This is a genomic window from Paenibacillus sp. JL3B1040 (assembly GCF_057063165.1).
Map to the genome: position 1 here is coordinate 2,849,075 of NZ_CM169317.1, position 18,791 is coordinate 2,867,865.

An 18,791-nucleotide genomic window follows, 5' to 3' on the forward strand; every position below is an offset into this window, starting at 1 on the left:
CCTCGCTTTCTGCATAAACTTGTATGTACCCCATTATAACATAGGCGCTTTCCGCCGCTATAGACGCGAATCGTTCCCAAAATTGACGGTGAAATGCTGATCCGGTTTGTAAACAGCAAAGGCGTACCCCTTGCTCTGCAGGTATTCGATCATTTGCGGCAAGACCTTCACCGTTTGCGCTTTTTCGTGCAGCAGAATCACTTCCGTGTCCCGGTGCGTCTGGCGCTTCACTTCCTTCAGGATGGCGGCGGGGTTGTCCGGGTACTTCCAATCCTTGGAATCGACCGTCCAATCCCACATCTTAAATCCGGCTTTGGCAATATCATCGCGGAATTTCTCGTCGATTTCCGGTTTGCTTCCGTAGGGCGCGCGAATCAGCGTTGGTGCGGTTCCGGTCAGCTTCTCCACCAGCTTCTGCTCCTGCGTGAATTCTTCGATAAAATGAGCCGAGTCGTCCCCACCGTACAATTTCTTCTTACTGTGGGTCATGCTGTGCAGGCCGATGTAATGGCCGTTTACCAGCGCATCGTTTACGGCCTCCTGATAGCCGTTAAGCTGGTTTCCGATCATAAAAAACGTGCCGTGAATCTGATAACGCTCCAAGATATCAAGCAGCGGCTTCGTATATTTGCCGGGTCCGTCATCAAAGGTCAGGTAGATTACTTTTTGCTTCACGGGCGTTAGGGATTTCTGATCGGTCGTCCCCGGCGCTTTCGTTTCCATCGGCGGCTGAACGGAAGGAAGGTCAGGCGCGGTTTTCGTCAAAGGTGTGCCGGGTTCCGCTGAAGGAGACGATTCGGCAAGCGTAACGTTCCGTCGGCCTTCTTCCGCTTCCCCTGCGGCCGTCAATTTTGCCGATACGACGACCTGGGTTGACTTCTTAGACGGGAGTGATTCGCGCAGCAGCGGGGCGACCGCTACCGCGGTCAGCGCCAGGGATGACGCCGCCAGAACGATCGCCGCCGTCATGATGAATGTTGCCGGCCGTGTCGGACCAGACCGCGTGGCGCGTTCTCCATGCTTTTCACTTCGTTTGACATAAGGCGACATCATGTTCACCGGATTCCTCTCTCTTTTTCTACTTAATAGAATAATATAAAGCGAGGGGTTCGTCCTTACAGAATCGTTAATCGACGGTTACAAAGTGATAACAAGTTTCAATCGCTCCATTTTAGTTAACATAATATAGATTATGTTTCATATTTGATGAAAACTGAATATTCCACATTTTACTTTAAATTTTGATCTTTTTTCGGGTACAATGAAGTGGGCGGATACATATCGCGTTTTTCCGTTGAAGCGCGAAAGCGGCCTGAACGCATGCGGCGCAGCAGGTTAAGAATGCATGCATTGGCGCAAGCTAAGTTCTGGAGAATACGACGAGGAGATGAAAAAATGAAGAACAAACTGCGTCCCAGCCGGGTCGTGATCATCGGTACGGGGGCGGTTGGCGCAACGACCGCCTACACACTATTATTAAGAGAACGGATTTCCGAACTGGTATTAATCGATGCCAATAAGGAAAAAGCGCTTGGCGAAGCGCTCGACATGAACCACGGTCTTCCCTTTACCGGCGGAGTCAAGCTATGGGCCGGCGATTATAGCGATTGCGCCGATGCCGACATCATCGTCATCGCCGCAGGCGCTTCCCAGCGTCCCGGGGAGACTCGAATCGATTTGCTGAAGCGCAATGCCGGCATTTTCGACAGCATTATTCAGAATATTGTCCAATATAACGATCACGGAATTATCCTAGTGGCCACGAACCCGGTTGACATTTTGTCCTATGTGAGCTTAAAGAAAAGCGGGTTCCCGTCCAACCGGGTGATCGGTTCCGGCACCCTGCTCGACAGCGCGCGCTTCCGTTATTTGATCGGACAGAACAAGAAGATTAACCCGCGCAGCATCCATGCGCACATTATCGGAGAGCACGGGGATTCGGAGCTTCCGCTTTGGAGCTTGGCGAACGTAGCCGGCATCGGTCTGGAGTTTTCCGATGAGGATCGCGAGGAAATTTTCAACAGCACGAAAAACGCCGCTTACGAGATCATTAACGCCAAAGGCGCAACATCGTACGCGATAGCGTTGGCGCTGGACCGGATCATCGTCTCCATTCTGCAGAACGAAGCGTCCGTGCTGAACGTATCGACCCTGCTGACCGATTATAACGGGGTCTCCGATGTGTATCTCGGGGTGCCGAGTATCGTTGACCGCTCCGGCGTCCGCGAAGTGCTTGACCTGAACCTGAGCAATGAAGAGCTGGCCCAATTCCACGCCTCCGCCAATAAACTGAAAGCGGAAATCGCCAACCTGGATCTTTAAGCGGCCGCGAATCAGCCTGCAATGATAACGACTTCAAAAAACGTCCGGACTGCACCTGTGAAGTGCACCGGACGTTTTTTAGTCAAATAATTCACTTGATTAACTAATATATTTCATTACATTAAATATAAAGTATAATTCTCGGTTTATCCATGGGGTTATAAGAGAGATTTAAAGGAATGCCTGATCACATCTCCCCGGCTGATTATTCCGACAAGCACCCCATTGCGTTCGACCGGGAGCTTCTTGATTTGCTTCTTGCCCAGAATCGCCGCAATATTTTCAATTTCTTCATCCCATGAAACAGTGAATACTTTCTTCTTGCCGATCTCTTTCACGTTTAGGTTCAGCAACCGCTGTGCGCGCTGCTCGTAGTCCTCCTGATCGCCTTTGAATACGGCGACGTAATAAATGGAATCGACCACGACGTCGCGATGTTTGCCGATGTACCTCATAATGTCGCCGTCACTGATGTAGGAAACGATTTCGTTACGATCGTTGACTACCGGGAGTCCGCTGATGCGGTATTCGATGAAGCGTTCAATGACGGAACGAACCGTGTCGGTCTCCTTGACCTTGTAAACTTGCCTGATCATGATCTCATGCGCCTGCATGTTTATCCTCCTCTTATCATTCTATGACACAACTGCATAAATTGAGTGAATTGCCAGAATCCATAAAAGCGTTTTCCCTACACTAAACCCCGCATTCCGTTTAATTTCATGTCCATTCTATGATACGATAAACTTATCCTATATGGCTATGTAAGGGATTCGAAATCATTTGATTAATTTACATAATATCTATTACGTCAATCAATTGGAGGTTATACAGATGAATGATATCGATTTGCCCTTCGAGGTCATCGAGCGCGCCGTCACACCGCGAGGCGAAATCCAGCTGCAGCGGCGCGGCGATGAATTCGAAATCATCAGCAACGGCACCTTTTTGATGGCTACGTATAACGGCGAGTCGGAGCGCCTGCTGGTCCGCCGTGCGCTGGAACTGGTCCCCGCCCCGGATAAAGTACTGATCGGCGGCCTGGGGGTCGGTTTTTCGCTGCAGGAAGCGCTTTGCGACGTCCGCGTGCGGGAGGCGACCGTCGTGGAGATTGAAGCCAAGGTGATCGACTGGAATCGCTCCGTATTGGCGCATGTGAACGGCTATGCCCTGGAGCATGCCAATACGCGATTGGTTCATGCGGATCTTGTCGCCTGGATTCGCGAAACGGAGGAGTCGTTCGACTTGATCTGCCTTGACATCGATAACGGCCCGGATTGGAAAGTGTTCGACGGAAACGCCTCGCTGTACGATGAAGCCGGCCTGACGGCGCTGCAAAGCCGGCTGCGGCCCGGCGGATGCTTGTCGTTTTGGAGCGCCACCCCTTCGCCGGATTTCGCTCGGCGGTTGCGAGAGACGTTCGGGAACGTGGAAATCCGCGAAGTCCCGCAAACCCATGGCGATCCGGATTATATTTTTTACGTCCGATAAGAAGAATCCAGGATAAGCAGGAGGAACCGATATGAATATCCAAAAAGCCATCGACCGCCGGAAGCTGGACGAGAAGGTTGTACATATGCCTTGGTTCGTGCAGCAGTTTATCGATTATAAGCTCCCGGACCTCTCCCCTTCCACGCTGCTCGAATATGTGCGGGACTATGAGCAGTTCTTTGGCTGGCTGCGCGCGGAGGGATTGTCGGCGGCGGAAACCAACGCCCAAGTCACGCTCCTGGAGCTGGAGACGCTGCATATGGAAAGCATCGTCGGTTACCGGCTTCACCTGACCACGCGGACGGAGAGCACCAATTCCAAAATTACCGTATCCCGAAAAATGTCGTCCTTGCGTTCTTTGTTTCACTACTTAAGCCAAATTGCCGAGGACGAAAACTTTTATCCTTTGTTGAAGCGAAATATTATGGCCAAGGTGGAAATCAAACGGATTCATAAACCGAAGGATACGGCAGCCAAGCTAAAGGGCAAAATTCTGGAGGAAGACGAGCTGACCGAATTCATCGCCTACATCGCCGAGGGCTACGGCCGGGATGTTGCGGATAACAAACAGGCGTTATACGCTTATGAGCTGAATAAGGAACGCGATGCCTGTATCGCCAGCCTGATCCTGAATTCGGGGCTGCGCGTTTCCGAGGTCGTGAATCTGAACGTGGACGATTTGGATCTCGCGAATAAACTTATTTACGTTTACCGGAAAGGCAACAACGACGAGACGTTCAAAACGCCGGTTTACTTCCGGGAGCAGTCCAAGGAAGATTTGGCTGGCTATATGACGCTCCGGCAGACAAGGTATCGTACGCCCAAACGGGAGAAAGCGCTGTTCGTGACGGTCCCGAACGGTCAAAAGGAAGGCAAAAGGATGACCAAACGCGCGATCCAAGCGATGATCATCAAATATGCCAAGCGATTCGGCAAGCCGTATCTGACGGTCCATAAACTGCGGCATTCCTTCGCCACCGACTATTATTTGCAAAACGATATTTACAAGACGAAAGAGCAGCTCGGCCATGCCTCGACGGAAACCACCGAGGTGTATGCCCACCTCACCGACAAAACGATGTCCGAGGCGATTGAGCGCCGCGTCAGCGGTTAACCGGCAAATCCCCTATCGGGCCCGCAAAAAGAGGACTTCCCTGCAATATATGCGAGAAAGTCCTCTTTGCGTTAGGGGGCCTCCATCCAGTTGTGCCGGATGTATTCGGCGATTTGCTCGATCTCGTCGCGTTGGAACCGAAGCGGGCCGGCGTCATTGACGGAGAAGTCGGCTTCTTTCCGGACGATGGCGCATACCTGACTCAGTTCCCGGATCAACGGTTCATCCTCTGCGGAGCGCAGCAGCACCATTTTCGGATACGATGCCTGCTTGAAGCCTTCAACCAGGATCAAATCATAGCCTTCAAAACGGGCGACCAGCTCGGCGAGCGTCGTTTCCCGCTCTTCGAAGATCGCCGTCCGCCAGGGTGACGTAATCGCAGCCGCAGCCGCCCCGGCCTCCCGATGGCGGAACGAATCCGTGCCCTCCCGATCGGCATCGAACCCGTGCAGGTCGTGTTTGATCACGGCTACGCGAAGGTTTATGCCGTTAAATAACTTCGCCAGCCGGGTAATTAATGTCGTTTTACCGCTGTTTTTGTAACCGACGATTTGTATAACCGGTGCCATGTCCGTTTCCCCCTTCATCCATTCTCGGTCGCAACCCCGATTTAGAAACAGCCTCCCGGCAGCTTCAACACGGTCACCTGCACGCCCGCTTCCATCCCCGTATTGGAAGGAGGAATGACGATCAGCGCATCGCTGTCCTTAATCGTGATCATCACGCCCGATTCGTCGAGTTCGGCCGGTATGGCGTAAAGCTTGCCTTCCCGGAACTCGAGCCGGCCGCGTACAAACCGGGTAAAGTTATTGATTTTTCGGTAAGGACGGGCAAGTTCCGCCGTTAATTCGCGCAGAAAAGGCTGTGCGATCCCCATCATCCGGCCGATCGCCGGACGGACAAACAGCTCGAAGCCGACGAAGCAAGCCCCAGGGTTGCCGGATAACGCAAACAGCAGTTTGCCATCATTGGCTGCGGCGGTCGTCACGCTTCCCGGGCGCATCGTCACTTTGTTGAACAGCATATCCACGCTGCCGCCCGAGATGTAGTCAGCCATGATATCGTAGTCGCCGACAGAAACTCCGCCGGTGGTTACGACCATGTCATGCGTCTTGAAGGCTGCATCTACCTGTGCTTTGGCCTGGGCCAAATCGTCCTCGATCGCATCGAACAGAATCGGTTCGCCGCCCGCTTCAACAATCTGACTGTATAGCATATACGTGTTGCTGTTGCGGATTCGGCCGTCCTGGAGCGGCTCCTCCACCCGCAGCAGCTCCGAACCGGTGGAAAAAACGGCGATCCGCGGCCGCTTCCTCACCTGAACGCGGTGTATGCCAAATGTGGCCAACACGGAAATTTCACCGGCCGACAGCTTGCGGCCTGCCTCGAGAATGACATCGCCTTCCGAGAGTTCATGGCCGACTGGCGTGATATTTTTTCCCGGTTCGATTTCGCGGATCAATCGGATATAGGTTTTGCCTTCCCGTTTTACGGTTTCGGTCATTTCGAACATGACCACGGCATCCGCTTCATCGGGAACTTTGGCTCCGGTCATGATGCGGGCCGCTTGTCCCGATTCCAACTTCACGTTCGGAACGGAACCGGCGGGAATCTCATCCACCACTTCCAGTAGGACGGGCTGTTCCGCGTGGCAACCTGACGTATTGCCGCTCAGGATGGCGAATCCGTCCATGCCGGACCGGCGAAAATGCGGATACGGATGCGGCGCGCAAACCCGCTCCGCCAGGATGCGGCCCAAGGCCTCCGGCAGCGAAACCGCCTCGACTTCGGTTTCCTTGGCGTAAGGCATGATTTTGGCTTGTGCTTCGGCTACCTGCAGCGCTTTGCGGCGATATTTATCCTGATCTGCTTCCCTCATTGCCGGTCCGCTCCATTCCTTTGCTGCTCCAGCAAGTATTGATCCAACATCTCGGAGGTTCGCCTTGCGATCTCCCTAATTTCTTCTTGGCTTAAATGGTCATAATGAATCCCCATGACCACGGTGACGGTTCGACCTAACGCCGCCGAGGCGCGGCGGGCATACGCTTCGCTTAAGGTATGCTCCTTGTGACCCGGTACGGCGGAAGTCATCGCCTCGGTCCCTTCCCCTGACGGATAAGCGGTGGACGCCGCGCCGATATGCGCGACGCCCCCGGTCATCAGCAGCAGCAAGTCGCGGCCGACCGGGATCGCTTCCAGCTTGATATCCTCGAATGACAAATTGCCGCAGCTCCCTTCCACAACAGTATGCCTTATATTTTATAGGATTCCGCGGATTTCGTCCAAGGTTCGGATGCCCTCCCGGCTTAGCCAGGCTGCAAGGTCAACGACCAGTTGCTCTCCCGCATGCAGGTTTACGAAATTATGGGTTCCCACCTGAACGACGGCGGCGCCGGCCATAACGAACTCGACGATGTCCTCCGCGCAACCGATGCCTCCCATCCCCATCACCGGAATCGTGACGGCTTGGCTGACTTGATGCACCATCCGCAAGGCGATCGGCTTGATTGCCGGACCGGACAGCCCCGCGTACAAATTGTCGAAGACGCTGCGCCGCTTATAAATATCGATCTTCATCGCCGAAAACGTATTGATCAGCGATACGCCGTCCGCTCTCTCCTCCTGACACATAACGGCCATGCCGACGATATCCTCGGCATTCGGCGACAGCTTGACGACCAGCGGCAGCGTTGTTGCTGCCCGTACTTCGCGGACGACCTGCCGGGCGATGTCCGTCTTGATCCCGTAGGCCATGCCTCCCGCCTTAACATTCGGGCAGGAGATGTTCAGCTCGATCATGTCGACGGCGGTTCGACCTTCCCGCTTGCGCCAAGCCGCATCTTCGGCGATCAGTTTGGCACCCTCCACATACTCCTCGATCGTATTTCCGCCCAAATTCACGATCCGCGCCAAGTCGAGCGTCTCCCACCGCGGACATTCCTCGTGCAGGAATGCGGCTACGCCCGGATTCTCCAGCCCGACGCTGTTCAACATCCCGGAGGCCGTTTCCGCAACGCGAATCCCATCGTTACCGGCTTTCGGATGCAGCGTCAGTCCTTTGCCGGACAATCCGCCCAGCTTATTGATATCGTAAATCGCACCGTATTCCTTGCCAAATCCAAACGTGCCGGAGGCCATAACGATCGGGTTCTTAAACGAAACCCCGGCGATGTTGCACGATAAATCCGTCATGCAAACACCACCTCCTCCGCCAAAAATACCGGACCGTCGGTGCAGGCTTTCCTCCGTCCGTCTTTGCATTTCACACTGCACACGAGGCACGCCCCAATCCCGCAGGCCATACGGTTCTCCAGAGAGACGTATACCTTGGCCCTGCCGCCGCTAAGCGCCTGTTTGCGCTGGACGGCATGCAGCATCGCGTGAGGGCCGCAGGCGATGACCGTATCATAAGCCTCAAAATCCACTTGATCCAAAATCAATCCACCTACGTCAACTGTCACTTTGCCCCGGGATACGGCACGAAACTCCTCCACCATGTAAGCCTCTCGGCTGAATCCGAGGTAGACGTCGGCCTCCGGCGTTTCTCTTAAGGCGTAATAAAACGGAGCGATGCCGATCCCGCCGCCAACGAAAGCTATCTTCCCCTCCAACTGCGGAAACCCGTTGCCAAACGGCCCTTCCAGTATCAACGGATCGCCCGGCTTCAGTCCGGATAACAAAGCGGTTCCTTCGCCCGCGACCATAACCAGAAATTCGATCCGGTCTTTGGTGATATCAAAGATGCTGATCGGCCGGGACAGTAAAGGATAACGTTCCCCGGCGCGCAGCATGTAGAACTGCCCCATTTTACCCGTGAACCGCCCTTGCGCCGTGAGCCTGAACACCCCTTGCGCCACTTCTTGGTTGGACACTACCGTTGCCATGATTCCACCTCATCCCTTCAATTACGCTTCATCAAAGGATGCAATTTTTCGCAAGGATCGTCTGTGATATATCTCACATCACCAACAACAAGTCGAAAACCGTGACTTTTTTCACGTTTTCATTATTTTCTGCAAGGGTTAGGGAATACTAAACCGCAGCAGTTACAGTATTGGGATGAAGGAGGACTTAAATTGCTTATGCTGATAAAGAAAGCTTGGGTCTTGTTCACGGTCGTTTCTTTGTTGACGCTCGGCGGCTCCGGACTCTATAAAGTTGATGCCTCCTCTGCCGTTCTTGAACCGCAGGGGCCGGGATCGCCGGCCAATCTGGAGGGGAACAAGTCAGCACCCGTCGTTGCGAGACCCGTGGATCTCGGCGAGCTGCGGCGCAAATACTCGGAAACTTTCAAATTCCGTGGTCCGGAAGTGAAGCAGATTGCGCTGACCTTCGATGACGGTCCCGACCCGCGGTTCACGCCGCAAATTCTCGACGTGCTTCACCGTAAAGGGGTCAAAGCGACCTTCTTTGTCGTTGGAGCGAGGGCTAAGAAATTTCCCGCCTTGATGCGGCGGATGCATCAGGAAGGTCATCTCATCGGCAATCACTCCTTCAGTCATCCGAATTTTCACAATCATTCCGTCAAACAGTTCCAAACCGAAATTCTGCGTACGGAGAAAATCGTTCAGCTCACCGTCGGGTATCGTCCCAAATTAATTCGTCCGCCTTATGGTGAGGTGAAGGAGGAACAGGTGAAATGGGCCAAGAGAAACGGCTACACCCTCGTCAACTGGAATGTGGACTCGCAGGATTGGAAAGGGCTCGATAAGGATAAAGTCAAATCCAACGTCATCGGCACGGCGGGCCCCGGCTCCATCATTCTGCATCATTCGGGAGGTGGCGTCGGCTCCAATCTCACCGGCACGATTCAGGCGCTGCCGGAGATTATCGATGCTCTGCAGGCGCAGGGCTATCATTTTGTCGATCTGGCCGAGTTGCTGCAAACGACCAAATACCGCTAACGAAGCAGAGCTCCCTCGTCGAGGGAGCTCTGCTTGTCCTAGTTCAACACGTAAAGGGTGACGTCTTGATAACCGAATGATTTCACGGAAGCGGCGCTGCCGGGAATGAAGATGTCAATGCGGTTGCCTTTGATCGCACCGCCCTGGTCGGAGGCCGTAGCTACAAAGGCTTGATCCGGCAGGCCGTCATGGTTGTGTCCGGTTACGAGCACCTTCGTCCCCATCGGAATGACCTTCGGATCGACGGCGATGGTACCCAGCTTCAGCGGGTTGCCGAAGTAATCTACCGCGCCCCATTTCCCGTTTTCGCTAGCCGATGCCGAATAAGCCGAGGCTTTGACGGCGATGGTATGCGAGTAAGTGAACGTTTTCCCCCAAGCCTCAACGATCTTGTCGCTGGACATGACCTTCAGTTTGGAAGCGGCAGCCGTCATGGGGGCGGCGGCCGGCGCAGCCTCCTGTTTGGCTGGCGCGGCGGAAGCTAAGGCGATCGCACGGGTTTCAGCCCCCGGAATGATGATATTCAGGCCTTCATATATGTTCTGCGGATGTACGGATGGGTTTGCGGCCATAAGCTTGTTCAGATCCACTCTGTAATGTTTGGCAAGAAGATAAAAGGTGTCTCCTTCCACGACTTTATGTACCGCGTCTGCATGAACGGAAGCCGTCAGCAGCGTGATTGTCATACTTGCGGCGATCAACGCCGATGCGGCAATTTTGGAACCGATGCGACTTATCAATGAATGATCCTCCTTTTTACTGCGCCTGCGGAGTTAGTTGTCGGATTCGGAAAAAAGGAACATTCCCGGCGCTCCCTATTGGGCTGCGCTTCACCCCAAGAAAACGAAGCTCGTTTATCGCCGTTCGTTTCCAGCTTTCGTCCCCCGCACCTCGGTTTCAGGTTTCGGCTTATTGAATATATCACAATTTTGTAACCAATAGCTCAGGTAATTCCCACCAAGTGGCTTGAAACCTTGATAGGTCGGGTTACATTTTTGTGTTCGAACGTAAAATCAAGGTTAAAACCGAGCGTGCGTTCGGCCCGAAAAAGGGCAAAAAATAACCGCCCGAATTTTTGATTTCGGACGGTTACATGGGCCTTTATAATACCTTGCTCAGAAAATCCTGTGTCCGCTGATGCCGCGGTGCGCCAAATACCTCTTGCGGCGTACCCTGCTCCAAAATGACGCCTTGATCCATAAACAGGATGCGGTCGCCGACCTCGCGGGCAAACCCCATTTCGTGGGTGACGATGACCATCGTCATCCCCCGTTCCGCCAAGCTCTTCATGACGTCGAGCACTTCGCCGACCATTTCCGGGTCCAGCGCCGAAGTCGGTTCGTCGAACAGCATGACATGCGGTTCCATGGCTAGCGCGCGGGCGATGGCGATCCGCTGCTTCTGGCCGCCGGACAGCTGCGCCGGGTAGGCGTCCCGCTTATCTTCAAGGCCGACCGTGCGGAGCAAGTCCATGGCGATGGCTTCCGCCTTGCTTTTGTCGAGCTTTCTCACGCGAATCGGCGCTAACGTAATGTTGTCGATGACCGTCTTGTGCGGGAACAAATTGAAATGCTGGAACACCATTCCCATTTTCTCGCGGGTTTGGTTGATGTTATGTCCCTTGGCGGTAATCGAAGCGCCTTCGAACGTGATCTCGCCTTCCGTCGGGACCTCCAGCAGGTTCAAGCAACGAAGGAACGTACTCTTCCCCGAACCGCTCGGACCGATGACGACGACGACTTCGCCTTTGGAGATGTCCAGGTCGATGCCGCGCAAAATATGCAGTTGGCCGAACTTTTTATGCAAGTCTTTAACGGTGATCACTGGTCTTCAACTTCCTTTCGAACACGCCCAAAATGCGGGACAAGGTGAATGTCAAAATAAAGTACATGATGGCGATGATCAAATACGGCGTCATCCCGTCGTACGTGATCGTCACGACCGATTGCGCTTGATAGATCAGCTCGGCCGTACCGATGATCGATACGATCGACGATTCTTTGATGATTGTAATAAACTCGTTGCCGATGGCGGGAAGCACCGATTTGATCGCTTGCGGAATGATGATGTGGCGCATAGTCATCCCTTTGGTCATTCCCAAGGAACGGGCCGCTTCTCCTTGCCCCCGATCGACGCCTTGAATGCCGGCCCGGAAAATTTCCGCCAAATAAGCCGAACTGTTGATCGACAGCGTGATCGCCCCGGATTGAATCGGCGTGAAGTTAACGTCAAACATAAACGCAAACCCGTAGTGAATAATCAAGAGCTGAACCATCATTGGCGTGCCGCGCAGAAATTCGACCCAGGCATGGCCGAAGAAACGTATGATTCTCCAAGGCGACATACGCAGCAGCGCGATCAACAATCCAAGGATAAAGCCGCAAAACACGCTGATCGCTGCCAAGATTAGCGTATACTGCACGCCGGCCAAGAAATAACTCCGGTATTCCATAAACATCGATATAAGATCCATATTGCCTTCCTTCCTCCTCCTTTACCTCAAACCCTTGCGCAAAAAAACAGAAAATAGCGAATGGGTTTCGCTATTTTCTGCAGGTTCGAATCCATCCTATTTGATGGCCAGATCGCTCGCTTCGGCGACAAACTTGTCGATACTGCCGTCGGTAAGCAAACGATCCAGTGTTGCGTTTACTTGATCCAGCAGTTCCGTGTTGCCCTTCTTCACGCCGACCACATAACCTTCATCCTCGTTCTCCAGCTCTGCATCCGTAATCGATAGTCCATCGACTTTCTTCACGAAGGCTGCGGCAACCGGGCCGTCGAGAATGGCTGCATCCACGCGATTGGTATTGAGTTGCATAATAATATCGTTGATTTTAGCTAGCGAAGTCAATTTGGCATTTGGGATTTCCTTGGCCATGTCCTCTTGGATTGACCCTTGCTGAACGCCGATTTTGGCGCCTTCCAGCGATTCCACGGTACCGAATTTGTCTTTGTCTGCCGCGCGGGTAACTACGGCCTGCTCGGCGTTAAAATAAATTTTAGACATGTCGATTTGTTCGGCACGTTCAGGCTTTGGGCTCAACCCCGAGATGACCAGATCGACCCGGCCGCTCGACAGTTCGTTCAGCAGGGTGTCGAATTTCAAATCCTTGATTTCCACTTCGGCGCCCAAATCCTTGGCGATTTCCTTCGCAATCTCCACATCGAACCCGACGATTTGGTCTTCACCTTGGTCGTTTTTAATGTGGAACTCATACGGCGGAAAATCCGCGCTCATGCCGACGATCAGCTTCTTGGCCGGTTCGGTTTGCTCTCCGCCCGCCTGGGTTTCGTTTTGGTTCGCGGCTTGGCCGGCGTTGCCCGCGGCGTTTCCGCTGTTATTTTTTTCCTGACCGCAAGCGGCCAGCACCAAAGTTACCATCATGACGGATAGGAATAACATGCCCCATTTTTTCATGAATCTCTCTCCTGTTCTGCTTGGCTTATTTTCATTCTATGATGATTACTGGGCTAATTATAAATCAGAATGTATATATATGCAAAACAATTTTCACAGCATTTATCATATTTTCACAGTTCCGACTTATATCGGCCGTTCGAATTCTCATTTATCATACTTTGGTCAATTCGTTGAATATTTATGTCCCTCTCCCGGTTCATGCTTCGCGCCGCGTTTGGGAATAATAAGCCTGCAACGATCACTAGCGAAATGAGAGGAGGCGCCGATCCGTGTTGCTTGAAGCGCTCTACCACGTTCCTCGGGACAAATGGGCCTATGCCTACGATCCGACCACCATTCATCTCCGCATTCGTACCAAACGGGATGATGTGGAGCAGGTCTACGCGATGACCGGGGACAAATACGACTGGGCGGGGACTTATCAGGAGCTACCGATGGAAAAAGCGGCCCATGACCGCATGTTCGACTATTGGGAGGTTGCCGTGCGTCCCAAGTTCAAACGCCTCTCCTATGCTTTCAAATTGACCGCCGGGTCTGAAACGGTATACTTGCTGGATGCGGGGATGCAATCGGAAGCCCCCTCTCCGCCCGGCGAATGCTTCGAATTTCCGTACATCCACGAAATCGAAGTGGTCCGGGTGCCGGAGTGGGCCAAGCAGGCGGTGTTTTATCAGATCATGCCGGAACGGTTCGCCAATGGCGATCCCTCCAATGACCCGAAGCCGGTGGAAGCCTGGGGCGGCAAACCGACCCGGGACAATTTCTTTGGCGGCGATTTGCAAGGGATCATCGATCACCTGGACGATTTAACCGATCTGGGTATCACGGCGCTTTACCTGACGCCCTTATTCACGGCGCCGTCCAATCATAAATACGATATCGTCGATTACAAGCGGGTCGATCCCCATTTCGGCGACAATGCCTTGCTGAAAACGTTGGTGGAACGCTGCCATGACCGAGGAATTCGCGTCGTGCTGGACGCCGTCTTCAATCACTGCGGCGAACATTTCCCCCCGTTCCAGGACGTGCTGAAGAATGGAGAAAGCTCCCCCTATGCCGGCTGGTTTCATGTGAACCGCTTTCCCGCAAAAGTGGAAAACGGCATCCCTACTTATGATACGTTTGGCTTTTTTCCCAATATGCCTAAATTTAATACGGCCAACCCCGATTTGCGCAAATATTTGCTCGGCGTCGCCGAATATTGGATTAAAGAGATCAAATTGGACGGCTGGCGGCTGGATGTAGCCAACGAAGTCGATCATCCCTTTTGGCGCGAATTTCGGCAGGTCGTGAAACGGGCCAATCCGGAAGCCTATCTGATCGGGGAAGTATGGAGCGATTCATTAAATTGGCTCCTGGGGGATCAATTCGACTCCGTCATGAATTATCCGTTTGCCGACAAAGTGCTGGAGTTCTTCACCGGAGGCACGGACGGAGCGGCTTTCTCCAATGAGATGGGCACGCTGATCATGCGATACCCGCATCAAACGAATGAAGTTGTTTTTAACATGCTGGGAAGCCACGACACGCCGCGTCTGCTCACTCGCGTCGGCGGCGACAAGCGAAAGCTCAAGCTGTGCGTCGTGTTTCTGTTTACGTATATCGGGACGCCTTGTGTGTTCTACGGCGATGAAATCGGGCTGACTGGCGATGGCGATCCGGATTGTCGGAAATGTATGGAATGGGACCGCAATAAGCAGGATCGCGAGCTTTACGACTTCTACAAGCTGTTGATCGGACTGCGTAAGCGGTATCCGGCTCTCCGCCACGGCCGGTTTCGGTTCTTGCATGCCGAACCGGGCGATCCGTGCATCGTGTACGAACGAATGGATGAGCAAATGCATTTTACGGTGTGGATGAACAATACGCCGAAAGCGGTCACGTTAACGCATCCGATGCAGACCAGCGATTGGCGGGACGCCTTGACCGAAGAAGCGGTGGCGCCGGCAAGCGGGATCATGAACATTACGCTTGAACCCTATGGGTTTCGAATCTTGTACCGGCACATTTAATTTTGGAAATAGCGGACGCCAGCGCGTCCGCTATTTCTTTAGGCTTTCGTAAATTTCGATATATTGCCGTGCCGAAGCGTCCCATCCGTATTCGCCGCCGAAGGCGTTAGCCGTAATCCGCCCCCAATGCTCTGGCCGGCGGTAGAAAGCCAACGCCCGGCGCAGCGTGTACAGCATATCATGGGCGTTGTAATTGCGAAAGGTGAAGCCGTTGCCGTCCCCCGTAAATTCGTTGTAAGACCGTACCGTATCGTTCAAACCGCCGGTTTCCCGCACCACGGGGATCGTACCGTAGCGCAGCGCCAGCAACTGGCTGATGCCGCACGGCTCAAACCGCGAAGGCATAAGAAATAAGTCGCTGCCGGCGTAGATGCGCCGGGACAACGCATCGCTGAATTTGATTTGCACCGCCAACTTTCCCGGGTGACGCGACGCCGCTTCCCGGAACCAATCTTCATAAGCCCGGTCCCCCGTGCCGAGCAGCGCAAATTGCACGTCATCCTCGCTCAGCCATTCGTCCAGCACCCGCATCACTAAATCCAGACCCTTCGGTTCGACCAGCCGGCTAACCATCGAGACAAGCGGCGTATCCGGCGCTTCCGGCAATCCGAGCTCCCGCTGGAGCGCCGGTTTGTTGGCTCGCTTCTGCTCCAGACTGCGGCCGTAACGGGCAAACAGCTCCAGGTCCGTCTCCGGGTCGTAAGCCCGGGCGTCAATTCCGTTGACGATACCCGACAAGCGCCTGCCGAGCGAACGCAGCAGACCATCCAACCCGTAGCCGTAATGCTCCGTCTTGATCTCCTCCGCATACGTGGGGCTAACCGTCGTTACATGGTCGGCGTACACCAAGCCGGCTTTCATGAAGCTCACGTTGCCGTAATACTCCACACCTTCCGGCGTGAAATAGTTCCAGGGCAGGCCTAACAAATCCCCCAGCACTTCTTCGGGGAAAATCCCCTGATACAGCAAATTATGTACCGTATAGACCGTTCGAATGTTCCGGTATTCCGGCCGGTCCGAGTAATGCTCCCGCAGCAGCAGCGGGATCATCGCGGTATGCCAGTCATGGCAATGGATAAGATCCGGAAAGAACCCGGTTAACGGAAGCAGCTCCAGCACGGCCCGGTCCATGAACGCAAATCGCTCGCCATCATCCCAATGCCCGTACACCCCTTCCCTGCCGAAATAATCCTCGTTGTCTATCATGTATACGGGGAGGCCTTCCCAGTTCAGTAAAGAGATTCCGCCGTATTTGCTCCGCCAACCTACCGGAACCTGGCCGGTCCCGAGGTGCTTCAGACGTTCGCGATACACGGAAGGCAGCTCGCGGTACCTCGGCATGACAACCCGCACGTCATGACCGGCTTCGATCAACGCCTTCGGCAGCGCGCCGATCACGTCGGCCAGACCACCGGTTTTGATAAACGGCGCAACTTCCGCCGCGGCAAATAAGATCTTCATCCTTTCGCCCTCCTTCTTGGCGCTAGACGCTTCCATACCGTCATGCTCAGCGGAGGAAGCGTAACGGTTATGCTTTGGGGTTGACCGTTCCAAGCCGTGCGTTCGCTCGGCACCGCTTCCGGCTGCCGGCTCCCTGAACCGCCGTACATGGCATCATCGCTATTGAACGCTCGGATGTACCGCCCGGGCAGCGGGACGCCGACGCGATACCCGCTTCGTTCCTCGGGCCTAAAATTCAACATCACGAGCAGTAGATCTTGTTGCAGCTTCCCTTTTCGCACATAAGCGATCACGCATTGCATGTCGTCGTCGGGGATGATCCACTGATAACCTTCGGGGTCATGATCCAGCTCCCAAAGCGCCCGTTCCTGCCGATAAAATCGGTTTAACGCCTTACAATAGCTTTGGATGTTCCGGTGAGCCTCGTAATCGAGCAAAAACCAGTCCAACTCCCCCCGATCCCGCCACTCGATAAATTGGCCGAATTCACCGCCCATAAATATCAGTTTTTTCCCCGGAGACGTCAACTGATACCCCAGCAGCAGGCGAAGTCCGGCGAATTTTTGCTCATAGGTGCCCGGCATTTTGTCCAGCAGCGATTTTTTGCCGTGTACGACCTCGTCATGGGATAGCGGAAGCGTGAAGTTCTCCGAATAGGCGTACCAGATCGGAAACGTAAGCCGTTGATGTCGAGAAGGCCGTTCTTCGAACGGGGTTTCGAAATAATCCAGCGTATCGTTCATCCAGCCCATGTTCCACTTGTAATTAAACCCGAGACCGCCGTGATGAGCCGGAGCGGTGACCATCGGCCAAGCGCTCGATTCTTCCGCCATCATCAAGGCATGCGGATAGTAGCGGAATACCGCCGTATTCAACTGCCGCAAAAACAAGATCGCCTCCAAATTCTCGCTGCCCCCGTGTTCATTGCGGGCCGCAGCCCAAGAAGGCTTCTCGAAGTCGAACCGAATCATGCTGGTGACGGCGTCCACTCGGAGCCCGTCGAAATGATACATCTCAAGCCAATATATCGCGCTGGAGATCAAAAAAGAACGAACTTCGGGTTTACTGAAATCAAAGCTGAGCGTCCCCCAGCCGGGTTTCTCCGCTTTGGCCGGGTCAGCATATTCGTACTGCGGCGTCCCGTCAAAAAGGCGCAGCCCATGATCATCCTTCGCAAAATGTCCCGGTACCCAGTCCAGCAACACCCCGATCCCGGCTTGATGGCAGCGGTCCACGAAATACTTTAGATCCTGCGGCTCGCCGTAGCGGCTGGTCGGAGCAAAATAACCGGTTGTCTGGTAACCCCAGGATAAATCATACGGGTGCTCGCAAAGCGGCATGATCTCGATATGGGTATAGCCCATCTCTTTGACATAAGGGATTAACAAATCGGCCATCTCCCGGTAGGAGTAGAATGTCCCGTCAGATGGTTGCCGCCAGGTACCGAAATGCAGCTCGTAAATGTTTACCGGTTGTGCGTAAGGAGCGGCGCGTCCCCGAACCCACTCGCCGTCGCCCCAGGCGTAGTCGTCCAGCGAGGCGATAATCGAGGCGGTGTTCGGCCGTGTTTCGGCGTAAAAGGCATAAGGGTCCGCTTTGAAACGGGTCCCCCCGTCCGGTCCGGTTACGGCATACTTGTAAAAACTTCCAAGCGGGACATCCGGAAAAAAACGAGTCCAAATTCCCGAATCGGGTATCTTATATAGTACATCACGAGTCCCCTTCCAACCGTTCCAGTCGGCGACAACGGCCACTTGGCATGCATTCGGGGCCCAAACGGTAAAGCGGACGCCGGGTTTTCCTTCTTCGGTTGCGGGATGGGCGCCAAACGTGCGGTAGCTTTGATACAAGGTTCCTTCGCGGAACAAGTAAATATCCCTCGGCGAAATGGCATGGGCCCAACTGGATTCGGGCGCGGAATCGAACAAATCACTCACCACCCTGACACGATCTGAAAAGTTCTTTAAGTAACTTTAGCAATTTTTAAAAAAATTTCTGCATTTACAATAAAATGATGTAATATTCTCGCTCGATTTCCATAATTTATTCCAACTACATTATAT

The 18,791-nt window shown here is 53.8% G+C and carries 18 protein-coding genes and 1 riboswitch; of the genes, 5 read left to right on the forward strand and 13 right to left on the reverse strand.

The genetic code is table 11. The features are described from left to right. Positions 1 to 57: 57 nt before the first annotated feature. Entirely contained in the window at positions 58 to 1,053 is a 996-nt protein-coding gene (locus ACZF99_RS12800) for a polysaccharide deacetylase family protein (RefSeq protein ID WP_483612339.1), read from the reverse strand. A gap of 342 nt (positions 1,054 to 1,395) precedes the next feature. Between ACZF99_RS12800 and ACZF99_RS12805 the strand changes: the two genes are divergently transcribed. Beyond that, positions 1,396 to 2,322 (forward strand): L-lactate dehydrogenase, encoded by a 927-nt coding sequence (locus ACZF99_RS12805; protein WP_483612341.1) that lies wholly within the window; start codon positions 1,396 to 1,398, stop codon positions 2,320 to 2,322. Positions 2,323 to 2,480: 158 nt separating this feature from the next. Here ACZF99_RS12805 and ACZF99_RS12810 read toward each other — a convergent pair whose 3' ends face one another. Continuing rightward, positions 2,481 to 2,936 carry a CBS domain-containing protein gene (locus ACZF99_RS12810; protein WP_483612343.1) on the reverse strand — a complete coding sequence of 152 codons (456 nt, stop codon included), beginning with the start codon at positions 2,934 to 2,936 and terminating at the stop codon, positions 2,481 to 2,483. 220 nt (positions 2,937 to 3,156) lie between these two features. Between ACZF99_RS12810 and ACZF99_RS12815 the strand changes: the two genes are divergently transcribed. Continuing rightward, positions 3,157 to 3,813: a spermidine synthase gene (locus ACZF99_RS12815; RefSeq protein ID WP_483612345.1), complete on the forward strand. Its 657-nt coding sequence runs from the start codon at positions 3,157 to 3,159 to the stop codon at positions 3,811 to 3,813. Between the two features lie 31 nt (positions 3,814 to 3,844). Further along, the gene (xerS, locus tag ACZF99_RS12820; protein WP_483612347.1) at positions 3,845 to 4,927 is read left to right on the forward strand and encodes a tyrosine recombinase XerS; all 1,083 of its coding nucleotides are present in this window, start codon (positions 3,845 to 3,847) and stop codon (positions 4,925 to 4,927) included. A 71-nt stretch (positions 4,928 to 4,998) separates the two neighbouring features. Here xerS and mobB read toward each other — a convergent pair whose 3' ends face one another. Genes mobB through ACZF99_RS12845 form a run of 5 tightly spaced genes read right to left on the reverse strand, consistent with a single transcriptional unit; the run spans position 4,999 to position 8,811 of the window. Beyond that, complete coding sequence (mobB, locus tag ACZF99_RS12825) at positions 4,999 to 5,496, reverse strand: molybdopterin-guanine dinucleotide biosynthesis protein B (RefSeq protein ID WP_483612349.1); 498 nt, start codon at positions 5,494 to 5,496, stop codon at positions 4,999 to 5,001. 41 nt (positions 5,497 to 5,537) lie between these two features. Then, positions 5,538 to 6,806: a molybdopterin molybdotransferase MoeA gene (locus ACZF99_RS12830; protein ID WP_483612351.1), complete on the reverse strand. Its 1,269-nt coding sequence runs from the start codon at positions 6,804 to 6,806 to the stop codon at positions 5,538 to 5,540. Then, positions 6,803 to 7,147, reverse strand: coding sequence for a prenylated flavin chaperone LpdD (gene lpdD / locus ACZF99_RS12835; RefSeq protein ID WP_483612353.1), 345 nt, complete (start codon positions 7,145 to 7,147; stop codon positions 6,803 to 6,805). The genes ACZF99_RS12830 and lpdD overlap by 4 nt, the downstream gene beginning before the upstream one ends. Before the next feature lie 39 nt (positions 7,148 to 7,186). Continuing rightward, positions 7,187 to 8,119: a dihydroorotate dehydrogenase gene (locus ACZF99_RS12840; RefSeq protein ID WP_483612355.1), complete on the reverse strand. Its 933-nt coding sequence runs from the start codon at positions 8,117 to 8,119 to the stop codon at positions 7,187 to 7,189. Next, positions 8,116 to 8,811: a dihydroorotate dehydrogenase electron transfer subunit gene (locus tag ACZF99_RS12845; protein ID WP_483612357.1), complete on the reverse strand. Its 696-nt coding sequence runs from the start codon at positions 8,809 to 8,811 to the stop codon at positions 8,116 to 8,118. Before ACZF99_RS12845 ends, ACZF99_RS12840 begins: the two co-directional genes overlap by 4 nt. A 198-nt stretch (positions 8,812 to 9,009) precedes the next feature. On the opposite strand from ACZF99_RS12845, the gene ACZF99_RS12850 reads away from it, so the two are divergent. Continuing rightward, positions 9,010 to 9,831: a polysaccharide deacetylase family protein gene (locus ACZF99_RS12850; protein WP_483612359.1), complete on the forward strand. Its 822-nt coding sequence runs from the start codon at positions 9,010 to 9,012 to the stop codon at positions 9,829 to 9,831. A gap of 38 nt (positions 9,832 to 9,869) precedes the next feature. Here the strand turns inward: ACZF99_RS12850 and ACZF99_RS12855 are convergent, their stop codons facing one another. The 4 genes from ACZF99_RS12855 to ACZF99_RS12870 all read right to left on the reverse strand — a co-directional run bounded on the left by ACZF99_RS12855 (position 9,870) and on the right by ACZF99_RS12870 (position 13,252). Next, entirely contained in the window at positions 9,870 to 10,571 is a 702-nt protein-coding gene (locus ACZF99_RS12855; protein ID WP_483612361.1) for a 3D domain-containing protein, read from the reverse strand. A gap of 7 nt (positions 10,572 to 10,578) precedes the next feature. Next, positions 10,579 to 10,751, reverse strand: a riboswitch (cyclic di-AMP (ydaO/yuaA leader). A 181-nt stretch (positions 10,752 to 10,932) separates the two neighbouring features. Next, positions 10,933 to 11,655: an amino acid ABC transporter ATP-binding protein gene (locus tag ACZF99_RS12860; RefSeq protein ID WP_483612363.1), complete on the reverse strand. Its 723-nt coding sequence runs from the start codon at positions 11,653 to 11,655 to the stop codon at positions 10,933 to 10,935. After that, positions 11,642 to 12,304: an amino acid ABC transporter permease gene (locus ACZF99_RS12865; protein ID WP_483612365.1), complete on the reverse strand. Its 663-nt coding sequence runs from the start codon at positions 12,302 to 12,304 to the stop codon at positions 11,642 to 11,644. Before ACZF99_RS12865 ends, ACZF99_RS12860 begins: the two co-directional genes overlap by 14 nt. Before the next feature lie 96 nt (positions 12,305 to 12,400). Further along, the gene (locus ACZF99_RS12870; protein ID WP_483612367.1) at positions 12,401 to 13,252 is read right to left on the reverse strand and encodes a transporter substrate-binding domain-containing protein; all 852 of its coding nucleotides are present in this window, start codon (positions 13,250 to 13,252) and stop codon (positions 12,401 to 12,403) included. Between the two features lie 272 nt (positions 13,253 to 13,524). On the opposite strand from ACZF99_RS12870, the gene ACZF99_RS12875 reads away from it, so the two are divergent. Beyond that, positions 13,525 to 15,267, forward strand: a complete 1,743-nt coding sequence (locus ACZF99_RS12875) for an alpha-glycosidase (protein WP_483612369.1) — start codon at positions 13,525 to 13,527, stop codon at positions 15,265 to 15,267. A gap of 30 nt (positions 15,268 to 15,297) precedes the next feature. Here ACZF99_RS12875 and glgA read toward each other — a convergent pair whose 3' ends face one another. Then, positions 15,298 to 16,728: a glycogen synthase GlgA gene (gene glgA / locus ACZF99_RS12880; RefSeq protein WP_483612371.1), complete on the reverse strand. Its 1,431-nt coding sequence runs from the start codon at positions 16,726 to 16,728 to the stop codon at positions 15,298 to 15,300. Then, the gene (glgB, locus tag ACZF99_RS12885; protein WP_483612373.1) at positions 16,725 to 18,656 is read right to left on the reverse strand and encodes a 1,4-alpha-glucan branching protein GlgB; all 1,932 of its coding nucleotides are present in this window, start codon (positions 18,654 to 18,656) and stop codon (positions 16,725 to 16,727) included. Before glgB ends, glgA begins: the two co-directional genes overlap by 4 nt. Between the last annotated feature and the right edge of the window lie 135 nt (positions 18,657 to 18,791).